Raw genomic sequence first — 20,359 nt, forward strand, 5'->3', positions numbered from 1 at the left:
ACGAGGGGAGAGGCATGGCCTCCGGGCGCCTGGTGAGCATGAAGGACGTCGCGGCCGCGGCGAGGGTCTCCGTGGGCACCGTCTCCAACGTCCTCAACCGGCCCGACGTCGTCTCCCCGGACCGCCGCGAGCGGGTCGAGCAGGCGATCGCGGAGCTCGGCTACGTGCGCAACGACGCCGCCCGCCAGCTCAAGCTCGGCCGCTCCCGCACCGTCGGCGCGGTCGTCCTCGACTCCGGCAACCCCTTCTACACCCAGCTCGTGGGCGGGATCGAAGCCGCCGCGGAGGCCTCGGGCCTCGCCGTGATCTCCGGCAGCTCCGGCAACCGCGAACGGCGCGAGCGGCTCTACCTCCAGCTGTTCGAGGAGCAGCGGGCGCGCGGCATCCTGCTCGCCTCCACCGGCGGCACCACCGAGCTCATCGAGGCGATCCGCGGCCGCGGCACCCCCGTGGTGCTCGTGGAGCGGGAGACCGAGGGCGGCTCCTCCGTGAGCGTGGACGACGTCGCCGGGGGCGAGATCGCCGTGCGCCACCTCGCGGGCATCGGCCGCCGCCGGATCGGGGTCGTCGTCTCCCGTCAGGACCTCCGCCAGGTCGCGGACCGCCTGCGCGGCGCCCAGCGGGCCGCCGCCGAGGCCGGGGTGGAGGTCGAGGTGATCGAGGCGGAGGACCTCACCGTCCTCGCGGGCCGCACCGTCGGCGAGGCGATCGTCGCCCGCAGCGTCGCCGAGCGGCCCGACGCCGTGTTCTGCGTGAACGACCTGCTCGCCGTCGGCGTGCTCCAGGCCTTCGCGTTCCGCCACGAGATCGCCGTGCCGGAGCAGATCGCGATCGTCGGCTACGACGACATCGCCTTCGCCCGCTCCACCGTGGTGCCGCTGACCTCCGTCTCCCAGCCCGCGGAGCTCATGGGACGCACGGCCCTCGCGCTCCTCGAGGAGGAGATCGCCGAGGCGGACGCGCCGCGCCGCCACGTGAGCTTCCGGCCCTCGCTCGTGGAGCGGGAGTCGACGCGGGGCTGAGGGACGCGGTCGTCCGTCGCGGTCATCGCGATGCTCGGCGCACGGAAGGTCAGTTCCGGGCCCCCGGTGAGTCCGGCAACGGATATGTCGGTGATCGTCCGATGTGCACGCGACGAGGAGGCCCCTCCCCGGCTGCGGCAGACGAACCGGTCGGTTCGCGTGTTCCGGCTGTGGTCAGAGAGGGCACGACTTCTCCTCCGATGGGTGCCGCCGTACGGTGAGGGGCATCACACGCGGTACGTCCGTCCCTGAGGAGGAAGCACGTCATGGCATCCACCGAGCACGCACCCACACCAGCCCCCGGTCGCCCGAACAGCGAACCCCCGTCGCTCGAGGAACCGACGGAGCCCACCGCGCCGCTCTCTCCGAAGCCGGATCAGCAGGGCGTCCAGCCCCGAACGCCCACCGGCGCCGAACCCAGCCCGGACGAGGCCACCACCGCGCAGCAGGGCGAGTTCCTGACCACCTCGCAGGGCGCCCGACTGCGCGACACCGACCATTCGCTCAAGGCCGGCAGGCGTGGCCCCGTGCTGCTGCAGGACCATCACCTGCGCGAGAAGATCACCCACTTCGATCACGAGCGGATCCCGGAGCGAGTGGTCCACGCTCGCGGCGCGGCGGCGCACGGGGTGTTCGAGGGCTACGGCACCGCAGAGAGCGTCTGCCGGGCCGGATTCCTCGCGAAGGGCAAGCGCACCGAGGTGTTCACGCGGTTCTCGACCGTCGTGGGCTCCCGCGGCTCGATGGACACCGCGCGTGACACCCGCGGGTTCGCGACCAAGTTCTACACCGATGAGGGCACCTTCGACCTGGTCGGCAACAACATCCCGGTGTTCTTCATCCAGGACGGCATCAAGTTCCCCGATGTCGTGCACGCGGTGAAGCCGCACCCGGACCGGGAGATTCCACAGGCACAGAGCGCCCACGACACCTTCTGGGACTTCGTCTCCCTCCACACCGAGGCTCAGCATCACACGCTGTGGTCCATGGGTGACCGCGGCATCCCGCGCTCCTACCGGATGATGGAGGGGTTCGGGATCCACACCTTCCGGCTCTCGAACGCCGACGGGGAGACGTCGCTGGTGAAGTTCCATTGGAAACCGGCACTCGGCGTGCACTCGCTGACCTGGGAGGAAGCGCAGATCCTCGGCGGTGCGGACCCTGATTTCCACCGTCGGGACCTCGCCGATGCGATCGAGGCCGACGCCTATCCCAGCTGGGAGCTCGGCATCCAGGTCTTCCCTGACAACGAGGAGCAGAGCTTCGAGGGCATCGATCTCCTGGACCCCACGAAGTTCGTCCCCGAGGAGCTCGCGCCGGTGCAACCCATCGGACGGCTCACGCTGAACCGTAATCCCCGCAACTACTTCGCCGAGACCGAACAGGTCGCCTTCAACCCGGGCCATCTGGTGCCCGGGATCGACGTCACGGATGACCCGCTGCTGCAGGTGCGCCTGTTCTCCTATGTCGACACCCAGCTGACCCGCCTGGGTGGGCCGAACTTCGCCCAGCTGCCGATCAACCGTGCCCATGCGCCGGTCAACGACATGCTGCGTGACGGCTACGGTCAGCAGGGCGACCACTCCGGTGTCGCGCCGTACCACCCGAACTCGCTGGACGGCGGGTGCCCGTTCATGGCGGGCGAGATGGATGGTGCCTTCGAGGACCTCCCGGTGCGGGTCCCCGAGGGGGTGAAGGAACGAGCGCTCTCGGCCACGTTCGAGGACCACTTCAGCCAGGCACGTCTGTTCTGGCGCAGCATGACGCCGGTCGAGCAGGACCACATCGTCGACGCCTACTCCTTCGAGCTCGGCAAATGCTACGAGGCCACGATCCGGGAGCGGCAGCTGCAGTCCCTGGCGAACATCGACGAGGACCTGTGCGCGAGGGTCGCCTCGGCACTCGGGATGCCCGCCCCCGCGTCGACGGTCCCGGTCGAGGAGGAGTCCGACGGCGCGGCGGACTCCAGTGCTCCGCTGTCCCAGCTGGGTGGTCGGTGGCCGACCGACGGGCGGGTGATCGGCATCGTGGTGGACCCCGATGGCGACAACTCCGCTCTGCTCGCGTTGCACCAAGCCATCGTGGCGGCCTCGATGACCCCGGTCGTGATCGCGCCGCGCGGCGGCGAGGTGGCGGGCGTGCCGGTCGGTCGGACGTTCGGCACCGCTGCCTCCGTGGAGTTCGACGCCCTGCTGCTGGCGGGCAATCCCCTCACGGCACCGGATTCACGGCCCTCGGTCGATCCGAAGGCAGGAGCCCCCGGTGCCGGCGAGGTCGAGCCCCGCGTCGGCAAGCTGATCGACGAGTGCTGGCGCCATGCCAAGGCGATCGGCGCCTGGGGTGAGGGGCGCGCGGCCCTGGAAGCCCGCTCGGCGCCCGGCGGGGCCGGGATCGTGCTCGGCGAGGACGGACAGGCCGTCCTCGGCGAGATCCGGAACCTGCTGGAGAGCCATCGCGTCTGGGAACGGTTCCCGGCCAACGCCTGAAAGGTGCCGGAACGGAGAGGTCGTGAGCTCGGCCGCCAGCCTGGCGGCCGAGCTCCCGCTGACCCCTGATCGCGTATCAGTCCCGCGCCGGGATCTGGGGAATCGCCGGCACCGGCGCAATGACGACGTCGTGGAGTCTCCAGTCCAGGTCGAGCAACGCGGTGCGTAGCTGTACGAGCTGGTCGAGGGAAGGTGCCTTGCCGTGGCGAGGGACCACGAACATCTCGACGTGGAAGACGTGCCCTTCGTCGCGGACGCGACCGACGGCCTGGGCGACCCACGGGGTCGCCAGGGCGCGCGTCTCGACGTCGCGCGTGAGGGGATGCGGTTCCTTGTCGTCGACGGTGCGGGCACGGGTGTCGGTGAGGCCGCCGATCGCCGCGCGCAGGTTCTTGAACCCGTCACGCAGGATGGAGATCGACACCACCAGGGCTGCTGCAGCGTCGAACCACCACAGTCCGAATCCGATGCCGAGGACGCCGACGATGGTGGCGATCGCCGTGGTCCAGTCCGCCTTGTTCATGTCCGCGTCGGCGAACAGGACCTTGTCGTGGAGCTTCTCAGCGAGCGGCAGCTTCTTGCGACCCAGGATCACCGGCGCGATGCCGGAGAGCGCCATGACGATGATCATCGGCCACCCCGCCCACACGGCGTGCCCGAACAGTGCCATGGTCCCGATCGGCGGTTTCTCCACCTTGACCAGGCTCATGACGGAGTCGACCACGAGGAAGGTACCCATCGCCAGGAGCGCGAGGGCGGCGACCAGATGCGCGACGCCGATCGATCGGTGATGCCCGTACGGGTGGTCCCGGTCGGGAGCCTTGCGGAGCCGGCGTGCGGCGATCAAGAACGCCAGGGGCGGAAGGAGCGTCAGCATGTCTTCTGCCCAAGCGGCTTTCATCGCTTGCGACTGACCCGTCACGAGACCGACGGCTGCGATCGTCACGACCATGACGCCGATCGTGATCCACTCCAGGCGGATCGCCTGGTGAAGGACCTGCTGGACGTCGTGGGGCAACGCGTCGTGCCCCGAGACGGCCGCCGTCTCGGACTGGACGGTGGGGCTCATCGCTCGGCGTCCTGATCGTCGAGGAACGTCTCCAGGGAGACCATCAGGGCATTCTCGCCGGGCCGCACGCCCATCACCATTTTCTCCGTTGTCCCGTCCTCCCCGCGGACGGTCGTGTACGGGCGGGTCAGCGCGACCTTGTCGGTCCACGGCGCCTTCGACGTCAACCCGCCGATCATGATGTCCAGCTCGCCGTCCTTCATGCGGTCGGCGAGCACACTCTCCGAGCCCGGGACCCAGGTGATCTCCGCGTCGATGCTCTCGGCGTAGTCCGTCACCAGGTCTGCTTCGACACCGGTGACCGCACCATCCGGCGAGATCTCGGTCCAGGGTGGGTTGGTCGTCGCCCCGACAGAGATCGTCCCTCCGGTCGCGTGGGCCAGCGAGCCCTGGCTGTCGGCGGGAAACGGGCCGGAGCACCCGGACACCAGCAACGCCGCCGCGACCGATGCAGCAGCGGCCCGGACAATGTGATGCGCGGAGACCAACATGGCGAATACCTCCGGTCAACGATGGTGGAGCCCACGACCTTAGCCCCGACTGCGCGCACGCTCGGCGCTCCCGGCACGTCGGGCCGGTCTGAGTAGACGTGCGGCTGCCGGTAGGAACCGGCGCACCGCAACGTTCAGCAGGCCGTTTCAGTCCGTCATCGTGAAGGTGTGCGCGGCGGGTCTCATCTGGTGCAGCGGCTTCTTCTCCTGCAGAACTGGTCGATGTGGCGTACTGGTGCCGATGCCGCGTCGTGCGATGCGGCAGCTCTCGACGACGTCTGCCCGGCGGTGAACGGGTCGCGTTCCCTTCCACTTGGTCATCAGCTTCAGTGTCCGCGACCCGCGTGCCTACGGTCGGTTCACGAGCAGATCGCTCCGCCGGTCGATTACTCGACCGGCACCGAAGGAAGGATGTTCGTCATGGCTGACAAGAACAATTCTGGACAGTTCGGAAACCGCAGCGACACCGAGGAGCAGGCCCAGAAGGGCGGCGAGGCCAGCACGGGAAGCTTCGGCGACACGAACGCGGCTGACCCGAGCGCGGCGGGGCAGAAGAGCTCCGGCAGCTTCGGAGAGGCGAACGCGGCTGACCCGAGCGAGGAGGGCCGTCAGGGCGGCCACGAGAGCTCCGGCAGCTTCGGTGACGCCAACTCGGCGGATCCGAGCGAGGCCGGCCGCAAGGGTGGCCAGAGCTCCTGAGCCGCCACACCACATCGCCGCGGGGTGCAGGAGTGCCCCACCGGGCGCTCGTGCGTCCCGCGGCGTCGTGCGGTAGTGTGATGAGTGGTCCAGCCAGTGGCCGTCACGTCGTCGTGACCGGAGGCTCTCTGTGCCGCACAAAATATCCATCCTCGTTCATGCTGATGTCTCGCGAGAGGACATCACCCTCGAAGTCTCCGGACACGTGTCGATCGAGACCATGCCGACCCTCGAGTGCCAGGTCCAGCGTGCTCGTGCCTTGGATCCCGCGGCCCCGGTCAGGGTCGACCTCTCAACAGCGCACCCCATCGACACGGATGTTTACGGGGCTCTCTACGCGCTGACCAAGTCCACGAGCACCGATCCCTTCGCTCATGGTGGCCGGGTCGAGATCGTGGGCGCGCCGTCCCTCTCGCTCCGCTCGTCCGGCGCCGCCTCGGGTGAGGTGGTCTCATGAGCGCCTCGACGATCCCGGCTCGAGATGGAGGAACAGGTCCTGATCTCCCGCCGACCGCGCCGCGGAAGGTCCGCCCCCGGCGGGACGTAGACGACTACGTCCGCATGGTCGCATCGAAGCGACGCGAGGTCATCCTCGAGGTGGCCTCGACGGCATTCGCCGAGCATGGCTACCACGGTGTGAGCATCAGGATGGTCGCCAAGCTGGCCGGTCTCTCCCACCCTGGGCTTCTTCACCACTTCCCCTCGAAAGCCGACCTCCTTGGTGCAGTGCTGGACCGTCTCGAGCACCAAGCGCAGGCCGTCCTCGACGACGCGACCATCTTTCGGCGTGGTCTTACCCGAACGGTCGATGAGCTCGTCGACCTCTACGATCCCGGGTCCGAGAGCATCCAGCTGCTCGCCATGCTCGACTGCGACGGCAGGATGGAGGACTTCCCCGGCCGGGTGCGCAGCGCGCGACTACGGCGGGTCCACGAGTTCCTGGTCGAGCAGGCCCTAATACGTCTGGGAGAGCAGGGGTTGCTGCGCTCCGATCTGTGCCCGGCGTTCGCCGCGCGCACGTTCCTGTCCTTCGTCATGGGGTGCGCCACCAGAGAGCAGACGGTCCGCCTCATGCAGCAGGACGACCACGCCGACGCGCCCCGCGACGATCTCCGCCGCGCTCTGCACCTGTTCCTCGTGACAGAAGACCCGGAGCAATGACCCGGCCAGCCTCGAATCGATGTGCCTCACGCGCAACCGCGACAGCGCCGCCCTTCGACGGGCCAGGCCGCCACGCGACCGGCAGGGCTCTCGACCCTGATCGGGCATCATCTCGTCATGGGCATTGAGAAGACCACGGACGCGCTCCTCCTCGTCGACCTGCAGGAGGCCTTCTTCACGGACCCCACGCTGGATCGCGCGCGACCCGCCCTCGTGGACGCTGCGACGACGCTCATGGCGGCGGCGCGGCGCCTCGACATCCCCATCATCGTGGTCACGACCGAGCACAGCCGCGACCGATCCACCTGGACCCTCACCATGTTCGATGACGACAAGGGCTTCCTTTTCCACGGCGACCCGGGAACGAAGATCCTCCACGAGCTCGACACCACGGGTGCCACGCACCTCGAGAAGACCCGCGACAGTGCGTGGTTCGGAACTGACCTGCTGCTGCGGGTCCGCAACCTCGGGATCCATCGGATAGTGCTAGCCGGCGTCTCCACCCACGCCTGCATCACCCAGACAGCCCGCGACGCGTTCGCGAACAACGTCCGCACGACCGTCGTGACGGACGCCGTTGCCGACCACGACGAAGCGCACCAGGAGCCTGCTCTCTCCCTGCTCGCCGCGGACCGCCAGGCGCAGCTCGCGACCGTCGCGGAGGTCCTCGCCGCGTGGGACGCGCCCGCGCGCAGTGAGGACGACGACGCAAGAACGGTCAGCGCCCGTGGGCAGGCGGGCCGGGGCTGAGCCCGAGCCCGGGCCGTGAGGCCGCACGACAGCGACCGCGCGCTCTCCGTGACGTGGGGGTCAGCGCGTGCGGTCGCTCGGGGTGGTGCGGGGGACTTCTCCGAGCTCGGTGACTTCCCGCGCGACGTCGTGAAGCTTGCGGTTCAGGTGGTTGCTCGCCGTACGCAGCAACTGGAATGCCTGCTCCTCGGTGAGCTTGTGCGCGCTCATGAGGATGCCGACGGCCGCACCGATCTGTCGACTCGTCGTCAGGGCGTCACCGAGGCTCTGCGCCCGGCGCTCGCTGTCCGCGTGCGACATCAGCGTCGTCGCGTGGATGGCGAACAGCGTTCCGGCGGCGATGGAGTCGTCGAAGGCCCCCCGGGTGGCCGAGTACATGTTCAGAGCCGTCGGCGCAGGTTCGTCGAGAAGATGGAACGAGAGCACGCTCTTGACCCGCCCGTCCGCGACGACGAGCGCCCGGAACTGCGGCCAGCGCTGGTCCTCGGTGAGATCCGTGCTCCACACAGGCTGGCGGGAACGCGCAGCGTCCAGGCAGGGGCCGTTCCCGGCCGCGTACTGCATCTGATCGACCTCACTCGCTGTGGAGTCGGAAGCGCAGATCGTCCGCGGCGGCTTATCGTCCGGGCGCATCGTGATGCAGGCCCAGTCGCAGGCCGGGATCGAGGTCTTGGCCAGTTCCACCAGACGTTGTCGCGCGTCCACCGGTGAGCCACCCGCCAAGAGGAAACTGCTCAGGCTCCCGAAGCTCCGCGCGAGGTCCTGGTGCACATCCGCAGTCATGTCGATGTCCCCTTTCGAAGTACGCGGACTGTGTCGCGTTGTCGACCATCCGGTTGAGGCGTCTCGGCCTCCCGAACCAAGGCAGCTCAACACCAGACATTCTGCCAGTGAGAGCGCGCCTGACGGCCGGGGCGCTTGAGCTCTGTCGCGTGGCCGGGCATCGGGCGGTCGTGCCTCGCAGAGGCGTCCTCAGCCGGTCCGTGCGATCGCACGCCGGCACCGGAGCCTGATCCGCTGTGCATGGACCGGGTGAGAAGGATCGGTGACGGGAACACACGTCGCCGCCTCGGGCAGGAATGGCGCCCATCACGGAGTGGTGGGGAGCCGACCGGTAGGTCCCGAAGAGGCCTGGCCGCCGGGCGCAGCCGTACGCTCTCCGGCATGCGGATCGACCTCATCCGGCCGCTCATCGGGCGAGCTGTGACGGTGAGCGACCACGACACCGTGCTCGCCGAGGGCGTGCTTCAGCACGCCCGCCAGGAGCGCGCGACCTACCGCCCTGTTCCCGGCGGCGGCACGTGGTCAGGGGACGTGCTCGTGCTCGTCGTCGGAGACAGAACTCTGGAAGTGAGCACGAGCGTCGACGTGGAAGCTGCTGCACCACCACCGGACGCGTAGCGGCGGCATCCTGGATGTCGCGCGAGCGTGCACCGTCCAGGGCGATGAGGCCTGATCTCCTGCTGCTCGAGTGGCTTGGCTCTGCAGAGAACGCCCCAGTCGTAGTGGCGCAACTGCCCTCGGTGGTCCTTCGTCGGTTGTCACGTCCTCAGCCTCGCGGTGCGAACACCTCGAGCTCGGTGCTCTCCCGGATGACGGCACGGATGCCGCCGGGCTCCTGCCCGATCGCGCCGAGCGCCCGCGCCTGCACGGCGACGTTCCCGAGCGCGGTCGCCTCCATCGGCCCCGCGACGACCTCCACGCCGAGGGCATCGGCGGTGAGCTGGTTCAGCAGGGCGTTGCGGGAGCCGCCGCCCACCACGTGCAGCCGGTGGGGGAGCGGCGCCCGGGCGAGGCGGCACGCGGCCGTGAGCTCGTCGCGGTAGGTCTCCGCGAGGGACTCGAGGATGCAGCGCACGAGCTCCGCGGGCGTGGATGGGGAGCGGTCGTCCCCGGAGAGCACCGTCGCGGCCGCGCGCACGCGGTCCGCCATCCGCCCGGGGGCGAGGAACGCGGGATCGGTGGGGTCGATCCGGAACCTGTCGGCGGGCGCGTGGGCCGCGGCCGCCAGGAGCCCCTCGAGCTCCACACGGGCGCCGTCCTCCTCCCACTGCCGGATCGCCTCGCTGACCAGCCACATCCCGGAGACGTTCTTGAGGAACCGGACGGTGCCGTCCACCCCGCCCTCGTTCGTGAACCCAGCCTCCCGCGCCGCCTCGTCGAGCACGGGGGCGCGCAGCTCGAGGCCGATCAGCGACCAGGTCCCCGAGGAGATGAACGCGACCGGCGCGTCCTCCTCGCGGGCGGGGACGGCGAGCACCGCGGAGGCGGTGTCGTGGGAGCCGACGGCGACCACCGGCACCTCGCCGATCCCGAGCTCGCGGGCGAGCCCGGGGCGCACGGTGCCGAGCTGCTCGCCCGGGGCGATGAGCGGGGCGAGCAGCGCCGGGTCCACCCCGGCCGCGTCGAGCAGCTCGCTCGCCCAGCCGTCCCCGGAGGCGAGCAGCGCCCCGGTGGTCGAGGCGTTCGTGCGCTCGGTGCGGCGCTCGCCGGTGAGCAGCAGGCCGACGAGGTCCGGGACCAGGAGCACGCCCGAGCCGGCGGGGAGGCCGGTGAGGCGGTCCTCCGCGGCGAGCTGGTAGAGCGTGTTGAAGGGCTGCTGCGCGATGCCGGTGAGCGCGAACTGCCGCTCGCGGGGCACGCGCGCGGCGAGGGCGTCGGCCACGCCGTCGGTGCGGTGGTCGCGGTAGGCGATCACCTCGCCGGCCTGCTCGCCGCCCGGCCCGACGATCCCGTAGTCCACCGCCCAGGAGTCCACGCCGATCGAGGAGAGTCCGGGCAGGCCCTGGTCGCGGGCGAGGACGGAGGCCTGGGCGAGCCCGTGGCGGATCTCCGCCCAGAGCGCGCCGATGTCCCAGCTCAGGTGCCCGTCTCGCTGCTCGAGGCGGTTCTCGAAGCGGTGCGCGGGCAGCAGCGAGATCCGCCCGTCCTCGACGAGGCCGAGCATGACCCGGCCCGAGGTCGCCCCGAGGTCCACCGCGGCGACGGCCACCGATGCGCCCGCCAGCGACCGGGGGGCGCCGCTCGCGGCGGCGCCCCCGTCGGCCGTGGTGCCGGGGCCGGTCATCGCAGGAACGCGGCCGCGACGCCGGCGTCCACCGGGACGTGCAGGCCGGTCGTGTGCGAGAGGTCCCCGGCGGTCAGCGCGAACACCGCGTTCGCGACCGTCTCCGGCAGCACCTCGCGCTTGAGCAGCGTGCGCTGGGCGTAGTACTCGCCGAGCTTCTCCTCCTCGACGCCGTAGACCTTCGCGCGTGAGGCGCCCCAGCCGCCGGCGAAGATGCCGGAGCCGCGCACCACGCCGTCGGGGTTGATGCCGTTGACGCGGATCTGGTGCCCGCCGAGCTCCGCCGCGAGCAGCCGCACCTGGTGCGCCTGGTCCGCCTTCGTCGCCGAGTAGGCGATGTTGTTGGGCCCGGCGAACACGGAGTTCTTCGAGGAGATGTAGAGGATGTCCCCGCCCATGTCCTGGGCGATCATCACCCGCGCCGTCTCCCGGGAGACGAGGAAGCTGCCGCGCGCCATGACGTCGTGCTGGAGGTCCCAGTCCTTCGCGGTGGTCTCCAGCAGCGGCTTGGACAGCGACAGTCCCGCGTTGTTGACGATGAGGTCGAGGCCGCCGAAGGCGAGCACCGCCTCGGCGACCGCGTCGATCACGGCCTGCTCGTCGGAGACGTCGGCGCTCAGGGCGACGGCGCGGTCGGGCCCGCCGAGCTCCTCGGCGACCTGCTGCGCGTTCTCGAGGTTCAGATCCGCGATGACCACGCACGCGCCCTCGGCGACGAGCCGGGTCGCGGTCGCCTTGCCGATCCCGGAGCCGCCGCCGGTGACGAGCGCGATCCGTCGCGCGAGCGGCTTCTCGGCGGGCATGCGCTGCAGCTTCGCCTCCTCGAGCGCCCAGTACTCGATGCGGAACTTCTCCGCCTCGTCGATCGGGGCGTAGGTCGAGACGGCCTCCGCGCCGCGCATGACGTGGATGGCGTTGACGTAGAACTCGCCGGCCACGCGCGCCGTCTGCTTGTCCTTGCCGAAGGAGAACATGCCGACCCCCGGCACCAGGACGATCGTGGGATCCGCGCCGCGCAGGGCGGGGGAGTCCTCGGTCGCGTGGCGCGCGTAGTAGGCGCTGTACTCCTCGCGGTAGGCGGCGTGCAGCTCCTGCAGCCGGGCGATCTGCTCCTCTACCCCGGCGGCCGACGGCAGGTCCAGCACGAGCGGGCGGATCTTCGTGCGCAGGAAGTGGTCGGGGCAGGAGGTGCCGAGCGCGGCGAGCTGCGCGAGCTTCTCGCCCGCGAGGAACTCGTGGACGTCCTCGGAGTCCGTCCAGTGACCGATCATCGGGGCGTCGGTCGAGGCGAGCCCGCGGACCACGGGGGCGAGGGCGGAGGCCCGGGCCCGCCGCTCCGCCTCGGGCAGCGGGGCGCGCCCCGGATCGGCGGGGCCGAAGGGCTCCGCGGCGCCGTGGGCGTCCAGGTGCGTCTGCGCCTCGCGGATGATCCGCAGGGAGCGCTCCTGCGCCTCCTCGGAGGTCGCGCCCCAGGCGGTGATCCCGTGCCCGCCGAGGATGCATCCGATGGCCTCGGGGTTCGCCTCCTTGATCGCGGCGATGTCGAGGCCGAGCTGGAAGCCGGGGCGGCGCCAGGGCACCCACACGACGGCCTCGCCGAAAATCTCGCGGGTGAGGCGCTCGCCGTCGGCTGCGGTGGCGATCGCGATGCCGGCGTCGGGGTGGAGATGGTCCACGTGCGCGGCGTCCACGAGGGCGTGCATGGCCGTGTCGATGCTCGGCGCGGCCCCGCCCTTCCCGAAGAGGCAGTGGTCGAAGGCGGCGACCATCTCGTCCTCGCGCTCGACGCCCGGGTAGACGTCCGCGAGGGCGCGCACGCGGTCCAGGCGCAGCACGGCGAGGCCCTTCTCCTGGAGGGTGCCGAGGTCGCCGCCGGAGCCCTTGACCCACAGCAGCTCGGTCTCCTGCCCGGTGACGGGATCGGTGTCGGTGCCCTTGGCGGAGGTGTTGCCGCCGGCGTAGTTGGTGGTCGTCGGATCCGCTCCGAGCGCGTTCGATCGCGCGATCAGGGCGTCCACGGTCTGACGTGCGGTGCTCATGCTCAGGCTCCCCATCCCATCTGGTTCCCGCCCACGCGCTCGGCGGCGACCTTCTCCTCGTAGCCCGAGGCGCGGAAGGCCCCGAACGGATCCGCGGGCAGGCCCTGCTCCTCGCGGAAGGCGGCCAGCGCGGGCCGCACGTCGGTCCAGAACGCGTCCATGAGGATCGCGTTCGCCTCGAGCACGTCGTGGCGGGCCTGGGCGTCCGCGAGCGCCTCGCGGTCCACGAGCAGCGCCTTGGCGAGGGTCTCCTGCACGTTGAGCACGGAGCGGATCTGCCCCTGGATCTTGGACTCGAGGTTGTGGCACTGGTCGAGCATGAAGTTCACGCCCGAGGCGGGGCGGTGCGCGTCCTGCTGCACGATCTCGAAGAGGATGCGGAACAGCTGGAACGGGTCCGCGGCGCCCACGATGAGGTCGTCGTCGGCGTAGTTGCGGGAGTTGAAGTCGAAGGCGCCCAGGCGCCCCTGCCGCAGCAGCTGCGCGACGATGAACTCGATGTTCGTGCCCGGCGCGTGGTGGCCGGTGTCGAGCACGACCATCGCCTGCTCGCCGAGGGCGAGGCAGTGCAGCAGGCTCGTGCCCCAGTCCGGGACGTCCGTGTGGTAGAAGGCCGGCTCGAAGAACTTGTACTCCAGGACGATCCGCTCGCCCTCCTGCAGGCCCGCGTAGATCTCCGCGAGGGAGTCGGCGAGGTGGTCCTGGCGGGCGCGGATCGAGTCCTGGCCCGCGTAGTTGGTGCCGTCCGCGAGCCAGATCTTCAGCTCGTGGGAGCCGGCCTCCCGCATCACCGCGAGGCACTCGAGGTGGTGGTCGATCGCGCGGCGGCGCACCGCGGGGTCGGAGTGGGTGAGCGAGCCGTACTTGTACTCGTCGTCCTGGAAGGTGTTGGAGTTGATCATGCCCAGCTGCACGCCGAGGCCCTCGGCGTAGGAGCGCAGGGCGGCCGTGTCCTCGACCTTGTCCCAGGGGTGGTGGAGGGACACGCGCGGCGAGGAGCCGGTGAAGGCGTGGGTCTGGGCGGCGTCCGCGATCTTCTCGAAGGGGTCGCGGGGGGTGCCGGGGGTGCCGAACACCTTGAAGCGGGTGCCGGAGTTGCCGTAGGCCCAGCTGGGGACCTCGATCGTGAACTCGCGCAGGTCGCGCGCGATGTCGGAGGGGAGCTCGGTGAGCGGGGGCATGGGGTGCTCCTTGGGGAGGGCCCGGCTCGGCGCCGGGGGAGGCGGATTCGGGGACGGGGGTCAGGCCCGGGGGCGGCGGCCGGGGCGTACCGGCGATGGCCCTGGGCCATGAGCTCGATCTGGGCTTCGCCGATGTCCTTGGCCTCGACGTCGAAGAGGTTCACGCGGCCCGTGACCTTGAAACGACTCAATTGAAACGTTAGCATCAGTCGTGCCGGTCGACAAGCGCCCGAGGGGGGCGTGGCGTCGAACGGTGACCGCCCGTCCCGATGCACGTCGAAGGAGACCGCATCCCATGTCCACTCACCCCGCAGCACCCGCGCGCGGACGTGTGCGCGGATGGAAGGCGACGATCGCCGTCGCCATGTCCAACTACATCGAGGCGGGCTCGATCATCGCCCTCGCCACCAGCCTGACCTTCTGGCAGGAGCTCTTCGGCTTCTCCAGCTGGATGGTCGGCCTCGTCGCCGCGATCTCCGCCAACGCCTTCGGCGCCGCGATCGGCGCCATGATCGGCGGGCCGCTCGGTGACCGCTACGGGCGCAAGTTCATCTACACCTACGACCTCGTCCTCTACATGCTCGGGACGCTGCTCGTCGTGTTCGCGACCCACGCCGCGATGCTCGTGATCGGCGTCGTGCTGACCGGCATCGCCGTCGGGGCCGGCGTCCCCGTCGCGTGGACGTACATCGCCGAGCAGGCGCCGCACGAGAAGCGCGCCCGCCACGTGGGCACCGCCCAGCTGGCCTGGTCGCTCGGTCCGGCGATCGTCTTCGCGATCGCGACCGCGCTGGTCCCGCTCGGCCTGCTGGGCTCGCGGATCGTCTTCGCCCATCTCTTCGTGGTCGCCTTCATCACCTGGTGGGTCCGGCGCGGCCTCGCCGAGTCGGACATCTGGACCGCGCAGCGCCGACGGCACGACGAGGCCGTCGCCGCCGGCGGGCCCGTCCAGCGGCGAGGCGTGCGCGAGCTGCTCTCGAACCGGCGGAACGTCACGGCGCTGCTGTTCCTCGTCGGCGTCTACTCGCTGTGGAACCTCGTCGCCGGGCAGATGGGGATCTTCATGCCCCGCGTCTACGCCACGGCGGGCGTGGAGAGCCCGGCGAGCCAGAACCTCCTGCAGGTGCTGCTGTGGACGGTGACGGTGATCGTCACCTACGTCGGCTTCATGCTGCTGGGTGATCGCATGGACCGCCGCGTCCTGTACGGCATCGGCGCCGCGCTCGGCATCGCCGCGTGGCTCGTGCTCGTCTTCGCCCATGTGACCATGCCGCTGCTCATCCTCTTCGCCGTGCTGTGGGGAGCCTCCGCCGGGATCGGCGCGCAGGCGTTCTACGCGCTGTGGACGGCGGAGATGTTCGCGACCCAGTACCGGGCCACCGCGCAGGGCGTCCTGTTCTTCGTCGCGCGCATCCTCGTCGGCGTGCTGAGCTACTTCTTCCCGGTGCTCCTCGAGTCCCGGGGCGTCCCGTTCGTCGGCGTGCTCATGATCGGATTCCTCGTCGTGTCCCTCCTCGTGGGCGTGATCGGCGCCCCGGACACGCGGGGGAAGACGCTCGAGCAGATCGAGCGCGAGCGCTACGGGGAGGCGGCGGCGCGATGACCACCCCCGAGCTCGACACCCTCCTCGCCACCACGGACGCGCACAGCCCGCACCGCTGCTGCTTCCTGCTGCACGTGCGGCCCGAGCGCCTCGCCGACTACGTCGAGGCTCATCAGCACGTGTGGGAGGAGATGCGCGAGGCGCTCCGCGAGGCCGGTTGGCGCAACTACTCGTTGTTCCTGCGGGCGGAGGACGGCATGGTGGTCGGATACTTCGAGGCCGACGACGTCGATGCCGCGCAGCGGGCGATCGCCGAGGCCGCGATCAGCCCCCGCTGGGAGGCCGCGATGGGGGAGTACTTCGCCCCCGGCGGCGGCGAGAAGCAGATCCTGCCCGCCTACTTCCATCTCGCCTGAACCCCCTGATACGGAGCACCGTGAACAGCATCGAGTCCAGCACCGAGCACAGCATCGAGCCCGGCACCGAGTCCGCGGCCGTCGTCGGCCGCGACAACCCCGGCACCATGGCCCGCCGCCTCGCCGCCCTCGTCGAGGCCGCCGCGCGCGGCCCCCTCACCGCGGAGGACGACGCCGCCTGGGACGCCCCCTACGGCCCGGCCGAGGCGTGGGACCTCCACGTCGAGGACCGCGAGGCGCCGGGACCCCACGGCCCCGTCCCCGTGCGCGTCTACACCCCGGCCGCCCCCGCGACCGGGCCCCGCCCGGTGCTCGTGTTCTGCCACGGCGGCAGCTTCCAGCACGGCGACCTCGACATGCCCGAGGGGGACGCGACCGCCCGCGGTGTCGCCGGCCGTGCGGACGCCGTCGTCGTCTCCGTCGACTACCGGCTGTGCGACGAGCCGCCCGGCGGGAACCCCGCCCGGGTCATCCCCGGCACCGATCCCGCGCTCGAGGTGCGCGCCCCGATCCCCTGCGACGACGTCATCGCCGCCGTGGACTGGACCCGCGCCCAGGCCGAGGAGCTGGGCATCGACCCCGTCCGGCTCGCCCTCGGCGGGGCGAGCGCCGGCGGGAACCTCGCGGCCGCCGCGAGCCTGCGCCTCGCCGAGTCCGGCCGGGCGCCCGCCGCGTCCCTGCTCATGTACCCCGTCACCCACCCGCTGAACCCCGAGGCCACTACCGAGGAGGCGGAGGCCCTCGCGGGCGTCCCGGACCGCTTCCGCTTCACCCCCGCGGGCATGCGCCGCATGGCGGAGAACTACCTGGGCGGCCCACTCGAGCAGGCCACCGCCCACGACTTCCCGGGCCTGGGCACCGCCGAGCAGCTCGCCGTGCTGCCCCGCACCTACCTCGAGGCGGACGAGTTCGACGACCTGCGCCTCGGCGCCCGCCGCTACGCCGAGCAGCTCGCCGAGGCCGGCGTCGAGGTCGAGTACGCGGTGCGCCCCGGCGTCACGCACGGCCACCTCAACAAGGTGGGCCTCGCCGAGGCCGCCCGGTCCTGGGACCGCCTCGCCGCGATCCTCGGCGAGCTCCGAGAGCTCTGAGGAGGAGCGCATGACCACGATCCAGCACGGCATCATCGCCCCCGCCGCCCAGGCCGCCGCCGTCCGCGCGACGGGAGCGGACTACCTCGAGGCGACGATCGTCGGCTCCCTGCTCGAGGAGGGGACCGGCGGCACCTGGCACCGCGCCGCGGAGGTCCCGGAGTTCGCCCCGGCGCCCTCCTTCGCGATCCTCTTCCCCGCGACGGTGCGGATCTCCGACCCGTCGGTGCCGCTCGCGGAGACCGAGGAGCACCTGCGCACCGCGCTCGCGGCCCTCGCCCCGCACGCCCGGCCCGAGGCGACGATCGTGCTGGGCAGCGGCGCCGCGCGTCGCCTGCCCGAGGGCGTCGACCGCGCCGCGGGGGAGGAGCGCCTCGCGGCGACGGTGCGCCTCGCCCGGGACCTCGCCGCCGAGCACGGCCTCGAGGTGCTGCTCGAGCCCCTGCACCGCGGGGAGACGGACCTCGTCACCACGATCGCCGAGGCCGTGGCCTTCCTCGACGCGCACGACCTGGCCGAGGTGCGGGTCGTCGCGGACCTCTTCCACGTCATGCTCGAGGAGGAGCCCTTCGCCGTGGTGCGCGAGCACGCGGGACGGGTGGGCCATGCGCACGTCGCGGACACGGACCGCCGCCCGCCCGGCCAGGGGGACTGGCCGCTCGCCGGCTTCCTCACCGCGCTGCGGGACGGCGGCTACGGCGGTCACGTCTCGATCGAGTGCTTCATCTGGCAGGACATCGCCGCCGAGGGTCGCGACGCCCTCGCCGTGCTGCGCGCCGCGGATCCCGCGACCGCCGCCTGAGGAGCGGCGCGGGCTCAGGCACCGTCGGCGGTGCCGTCGGACGAGACGGCGCCGTCGGCTGGTCCGCCGTCGGACGCCGCGTCGTCGCCGGGACCCGCGCCCCACAGGCCCCGCAGCAGGAACGGCGGGACGGCGAGACCGCCCGCGATCGTGAGCGGCGCGAGCAGCCACAGCGGGGACAGGGCGATCACGGCGAGGGGCGCCAGCAGCGTCCGCCCGGGGGAGCGGAGCAGCCGCGAGGTCGCCCCCAGCACCAGGTCGCCGCGCTCCGCCCCGGTGCGGGCGGCGAGGACCACGTAGACGCTCAGCCACGCGATCACCACCCAGCCCAGCGGCACCAGCATCCCCACCGCGAAGGTCCGCGCGCCCGGGGCGAGCGCCGGCAGCGCGAGGACGTTCCCCGCGACCGCCGCGAGCACGAGCCACAGCAGCACGGTGACCGGCAGGTCCCGCCGGCACGTGCGACGGGCGTGCCGCAGCACCGAGCGGAAGGCCTCGTCCCCGTGCCCGTCGAGGTCCCCGAGCACCCGGGAGCAGCCCGCGAGCACCGGCACGGCGAGCACCACGGAGGCCACGCCGAGCAGCGCCGCCGTGTTCGCGGCGATCACCGCCCCCGGCACCACGAAGAAGCGCAGGATGCCGGCGGGGCGCTCCGCCCGGTCCGCGGTCACTTGATCCCCGAGGCCGCGAAGCCCTCGACGAAGTACCGCTGGAACACGAGGAACAGGATGATCATCGGCACCGCCGCGAGGGTCGTCCCCGCCATCAGCAGGTGCCAGTCCGTCGCCGCCTCCTGGCGGAACGAGGAGATGCCCACCTGGATGACGCGGAGGCTGTCCGACGTCGTCACGAGCAGCGGCCACAGGAAGTTGTTCCAGCCGGCCTCGAAGCTCAGCAGGGCGACCGTGAGCAGCCCGGGCTTGATGAGCGGGGTGACGATCCGGGTGTAGATCCCGAACTCGCTCACGCCGTCAAGCCGCGCGGCCTCGATGAGCTCCGTGGGGGTCGCGACGTAGAACTGGCGGAAGAGGAACACCATGAACGGGGAGATCGCCCCGGGGACGATGAGCGCCCACCAGGTGTCGATCCAGCCGGTGCCGCCCGCGCCGAGGATCGTGTTCCCGCCGAACAGCGGCATGTGCCGCACCATGAGGAACACCGGGATGACCGTCGCGTAGAACGGGATCATGATGCACGCGACCATCCAGCCGAACACCGCGGGGGCGAGCGGGAAGCGCATCTTCGCGAGCGCGTAGCCGCACGCCGAGCCGAAGACGACGTTGAGGACCGCCGCGGCCGTCGCGAGGATGAGGCTGTTGCGCGCGTAGATGCCGAACGGGGCCCGGGAGAGCGCCTCGGTGTAGTTCTCGAGCCGGAGGTCCTGCGGGATCAGCGGCATCGGCACCTTCGCGAGCTCCGTGGGGTCGCGGATCGAGGACAGCGCCATCCACAGGAACGGCGCCGCCATGAGCAGCGAGGCGATGATCAGCACGGCGAGCACACCGCCGGAGGCGAGGCGCTTCTGGCGCCGCAGGCTCGTGCTGCGGGGCGGGCGCGCGGCCGGGGCGGCCGGGGTGCGCGGGGAGAGGGTGTCAGTCGCCATCGGTGCCTCCGACGATCCGGCGGGAGAGGAATGCGAGGACCACCAGGATCAGCAGCAGGACGACGGACTGGGCGTTCGCCAGCCCCACGCGGAACTCCTGGAAGGCCGTCTGGTAGATGCGGTAGGTGACCACGGACGTCGAGTTCGCGGGGCCGCCCTCGGTGAGGATGTAGATGAGGTCGAAGGTCTGGAAGTTGCCGATCAGCGACGTGATGAGGATGAAGAAGGTCGCCGGGCGCAGCATCGGCACGGTCACGTGGCGGAACTTCTGGACGACGCCCGCGCCGTCGAGGTCCGCCGCCTCGTAGAGCTGGCCGTCGACCCCCTGCAGCGCGGCGAGGTAGATGAGCATCTTCAGCCCGATGCCCTGCCAGATCGTCACGAGGATGACGGAACCCAGGGCGAGGTCCGGGTTCGTGAGGAAGGGCAGCGGACCGATCCCCACGACGCCGAGGACGATGTTCAGCAGCCCGTTCTCCGAGGGGTTGTAGATCCACAGCCAGATCATCGCGACGGCGACGGTCGCGGTGATGTGGGGCAGGAACACCATGACGCGGAAGATCCCGCGGCCGGGCACGGCGCGGTTGAGCATCACCGCGAGCACGAGCGCAAGGAACATCGAGACCGGGATGCCGATCGCCGCGATGATCACGTTGTGCAGCACGGACCGCCAGAACAGGCCGTCGCCGAGGATGGTGGCGTAGTTGTCCAGGCCCGCGAACTCGGGCGTGTGGATGATGTCGTAGGCGGTGAAGCTGAGGACGAACGCGACGACGATCGGCACGCCGATCCAGAGCAGCGTGTGCAGGGTCGCGGGGGCGGCGAGGAGCAGGCCCCAGCGCCGCTCGGCGGTGCGGACGGAGGCGCGGCGGCGGGTCCCGCGCGGGGCGGTGCGGCCGGCGGGCGCGGCGGCGGGGAGACGGTCGGTGGTGGTCATCG

20 protein-coding genes are annotated in these 20,359 nt (G+C 71.2%); 10 read left to right on the forward strand and 10 right to left on the reverse strand.

Going from position 1 to position 20,359, the window contains the following annotated elements:
• The first annotated feature begins 14 nt into the window (after positions 1-14).
• Both C1N80_RS04080 and C1N80_RS04085 read left to right on the forward strand, forming a co-directional pair.
• The gene (locus C1N80_RS04080) at positions 15-1,022 is read left to right on the forward strand and encodes a LacI family DNA-binding transcriptional regulator (RefSeq protein WP_137769609.1); all 1,008 of its coding nucleotides are present in this window, start codon (positions 15-17) and stop codon (positions 1,020-1,022) included.
• A 266-nt stretch (positions 1,023-1,288) separates the two neighbouring features.
• Positions 1,289-3,508 carry a catalase gene (locus C1N80_RS04085; RefSeq protein WP_137769610.1) on the forward strand — a complete coding sequence of 740 codons (2,220 nt, stop codon included), beginning with the start codon at positions 1,289-1,291 and terminating at the stop codon, positions 3,506-3,508.
• Between the two features lie 76 nt (positions 3,509-3,584).
• Here the strand turns inward: C1N80_RS04085 and C1N80_RS04090 are convergent, their stop codons facing one another.
• The 3 genes from C1N80_RS04090 to C1N80_RS15405 all read right to left on the reverse strand — a co-directional run bounded on the left by C1N80_RS04090 (position 3,585) and on the right by C1N80_RS15405 (position 5,389).
• A complete protein-coding gene (locus tag C1N80_RS04090) occupies positions 3,585-4,577 on the reverse strand; it encodes a cation diffusion facilitator family transporter (protein WP_137769611.1) in 993 nt (330 codons plus the stop codon).
• Positions 4,574-5,068: a transporter substrate-binding domain-containing protein gene (locus C1N80_RS04095; RefSeq protein WP_137769612.1), complete on the reverse strand. Its 495-nt coding sequence runs from the start codon at positions 5,066-5,068 to the stop codon at positions 4,574-4,576. Before C1N80_RS04095 ends, C1N80_RS04090 begins: the two co-directional genes overlap by 4 nt.
• Before the next feature lie 147 nt (positions 5,069-5,215).
• A complete protein-coding gene (locus C1N80_RS15405; RefSeq protein WP_168198011.1) occupies positions 5,216-5,389 on the reverse strand; it encodes a hypothetical protein in 174 nt (57 codons plus the stop codon).
• 99 nt (positions 5,390-5,488) lie between these two features.
• Between C1N80_RS15405 and C1N80_RS04100 the strand changes: the two genes are divergently transcribed.
• The 3 genes from C1N80_RS04100 (at position 5,489) to C1N80_RS04110 (ending at position 7,678) form a co-directional block, all read left to right on the forward strand.
• Positions 5,489-5,767, forward strand: coding sequence for a stress protein (locus C1N80_RS04100; RefSeq protein ID WP_137769613.1), 279 nt, complete (start codon positions 5,489-5,491; stop codon positions 5,765-5,767).
• A 561-nt stretch (positions 5,768-6,328) separates the two neighbouring features.
• Positions 6,329-6,928 carry a TetR/AcrR family transcriptional regulator gene (locus C1N80_RS04105; RefSeq protein ID WP_168198012.1) on the forward strand — a complete coding sequence of 200 codons (600 nt, stop codon included), beginning with the start codon at positions 6,329-6,331 and terminating at the stop codon, positions 6,926-6,928.
• Between the two features lie 117 nt (positions 6,929-7,045).
• Entirely contained in the window at positions 7,046-7,678 is a 633-nt protein-coding gene (locus tag C1N80_RS04110; RefSeq protein WP_137769615.1) for a cysteine hydrolase family protein, read from the forward strand.
• A 60-nt stretch (positions 7,679-7,738) separates the two neighbouring features.
• On the opposite strand, the gene C1N80_RS04115 is transcribed toward C1N80_RS04110, so the two are convergent.
• Positions 7,739-8,461 carry a GAF and ANTAR domain-containing protein gene (locus C1N80_RS04115; protein ID WP_137769616.1) on the reverse strand — a complete coding sequence of 241 codons (723 nt, stop codon included), beginning with the start codon at positions 8,459-8,461 and terminating at the stop codon, positions 7,739-7,741.
• A 381-nt stretch (positions 8,462-8,842) separates the two neighbouring features.
• On the opposite strand from C1N80_RS04115, the gene C1N80_RS04120 reads away from it, so the two are divergent.
• The gene (locus C1N80_RS04120; protein WP_137769617.1) at positions 8,843-9,079 is read left to right on the forward strand and encodes a hypothetical protein; all 237 of its coding nucleotides are present in this window, start codon (positions 8,843-8,845) and stop codon (positions 9,077-9,079) included.
• A 148-nt stretch (positions 9,080-9,227) separates the two neighbouring features.
• Here the strand turns inward: C1N80_RS04120 and C1N80_RS04125 are convergent, their stop codons facing one another.
• Genes C1N80_RS04125 through rhaI form a run of 3 tightly spaced genes read right to left on the reverse strand, consistent with a single transcriptional unit; the run spans position 9,228 to position 13,965 of the window.
• Positions 9,228-10,745: a rhamnulokinase family protein gene (locus tag C1N80_RS04125; protein WP_137769618.1), complete on the reverse strand. Its 1,518-nt coding sequence runs from the start codon at positions 10,743-10,745 to the stop codon at positions 9,228-9,230.
• The gene (locus tag C1N80_RS04130; RefSeq protein WP_168198013.1) at positions 10,742-12,784 is read right to left on the reverse strand and encodes a bifunctional aldolase/short-chain dehydrogenase; all 2,043 of its coding nucleotides are present in this window, start codon (positions 12,782-12,784) and stop codon (positions 10,742-10,744) included. Before C1N80_RS04130 ends, C1N80_RS04125 begins: the two co-directional genes overlap by 4 nt.
• Before the next feature lie 2 nt (positions 12,785-12,786).
• Entirely contained in the window at positions 12,787-13,965 is a 1,179-nt protein-coding gene (gene rhaI / locus C1N80_RS04135) for an L-rhamnose isomerase (protein WP_137769620.1), read from the reverse strand.
• Positions 13,966-14,260: 295 nt separating this feature from the next.
• On the opposite strand from rhaI, the gene C1N80_RS04140 reads away from it, so the two are divergent.
• Genes C1N80_RS04140 through C1N80_RS04155 form a run of 4 tightly spaced genes read left to right on the forward strand, consistent with a single transcriptional unit; the run spans position 14,261 to position 17,817 of the window.
• A complete protein-coding gene (locus C1N80_RS04140) occupies positions 14,261-15,568 on the forward strand; it encodes an MFS transporter (RefSeq protein ID WP_137769621.1) in 1,308 nt (435 codons plus the stop codon).
• Positions 15,565-15,924: an L-rhamnose mutarotase gene (locus C1N80_RS04145; protein ID WP_137769622.1), complete on the forward strand. Its 360-nt coding sequence runs from the start codon at positions 15,565-15,567 to the stop codon at positions 15,922-15,924. Before C1N80_RS04140 ends, C1N80_RS04145 begins: the two co-directional genes overlap by 4 nt.
• A 20-nt stretch (positions 15,925-15,944) precedes the next feature.
• The gene (locus C1N80_RS04150) at positions 15,945-17,015 is read left to right on the forward strand and encodes an alpha/beta hydrolase (protein ID WP_240811226.1); all 1,071 of its coding nucleotides are present in this window, start codon (positions 15,945-15,947) and stop codon (positions 17,013-17,015) included.
• Positions 17,016-17,025: 10 nt separating this feature from the next.
• The gene (locus C1N80_RS04155) at positions 17,026-17,817 is read left to right on the forward strand and encodes a sugar phosphate isomerase/epimerase (protein WP_137769623.1); all 792 of its coding nucleotides are present in this window, start codon (positions 17,026-17,028) and stop codon (positions 17,815-17,817) included.
• Between the two features lie 14 nt (positions 17,818-17,831).
• On the opposite strand, the gene C1N80_RS04160 is transcribed toward C1N80_RS04155, so the two are convergent.
• From C1N80_RS04160 to C1N80_RS04170, 3 genes are read right to left on the reverse strand one after another with little or no spacing between them, the layout of a single operon-like run.
• Complete coding sequence (locus tag C1N80_RS04160; RefSeq protein WP_137769624.1) at positions 17,832-18,488, reverse strand: hypothetical protein; 657 nt, start codon at positions 18,486-18,488, stop codon at positions 17,832-17,834.
• On the reverse strand, positions 18,485-19,420 hold the full coding sequence (locus tag C1N80_RS04165) for a carbohydrate ABC transporter permease (RefSeq protein WP_137769625.1): 936 nt from the start codon (positions 19,418-19,420) through the stop codon (positions 18,485-18,487). The genes C1N80_RS04160 and C1N80_RS04165 overlap by 4 nt, the downstream gene beginning before the upstream one ends.
• Positions 19,410-20,357: a carbohydrate ABC transporter permease gene (locus C1N80_RS04170; protein ID WP_137769626.1), complete on the reverse strand. Its 948-nt coding sequence runs from the start codon at positions 20,355-20,357 to the stop codon at positions 19,410-19,412. Before C1N80_RS04170 ends, C1N80_RS04165 begins: the two co-directional genes overlap by 11 nt.
• Positions 20,358-20,359 lie beyond the last annotated feature (2 nt).

It is taken from the genome of Brachybacterium sp. SGAir0954 (genome assembly GCF_005490785.1).
Classification (GTDB): Bacteria; Actinomycetota; Actinomycetes; order Actinomycetales; family Dermabacteraceae; genus Brachybacterium; species Brachybacterium rhamnosum.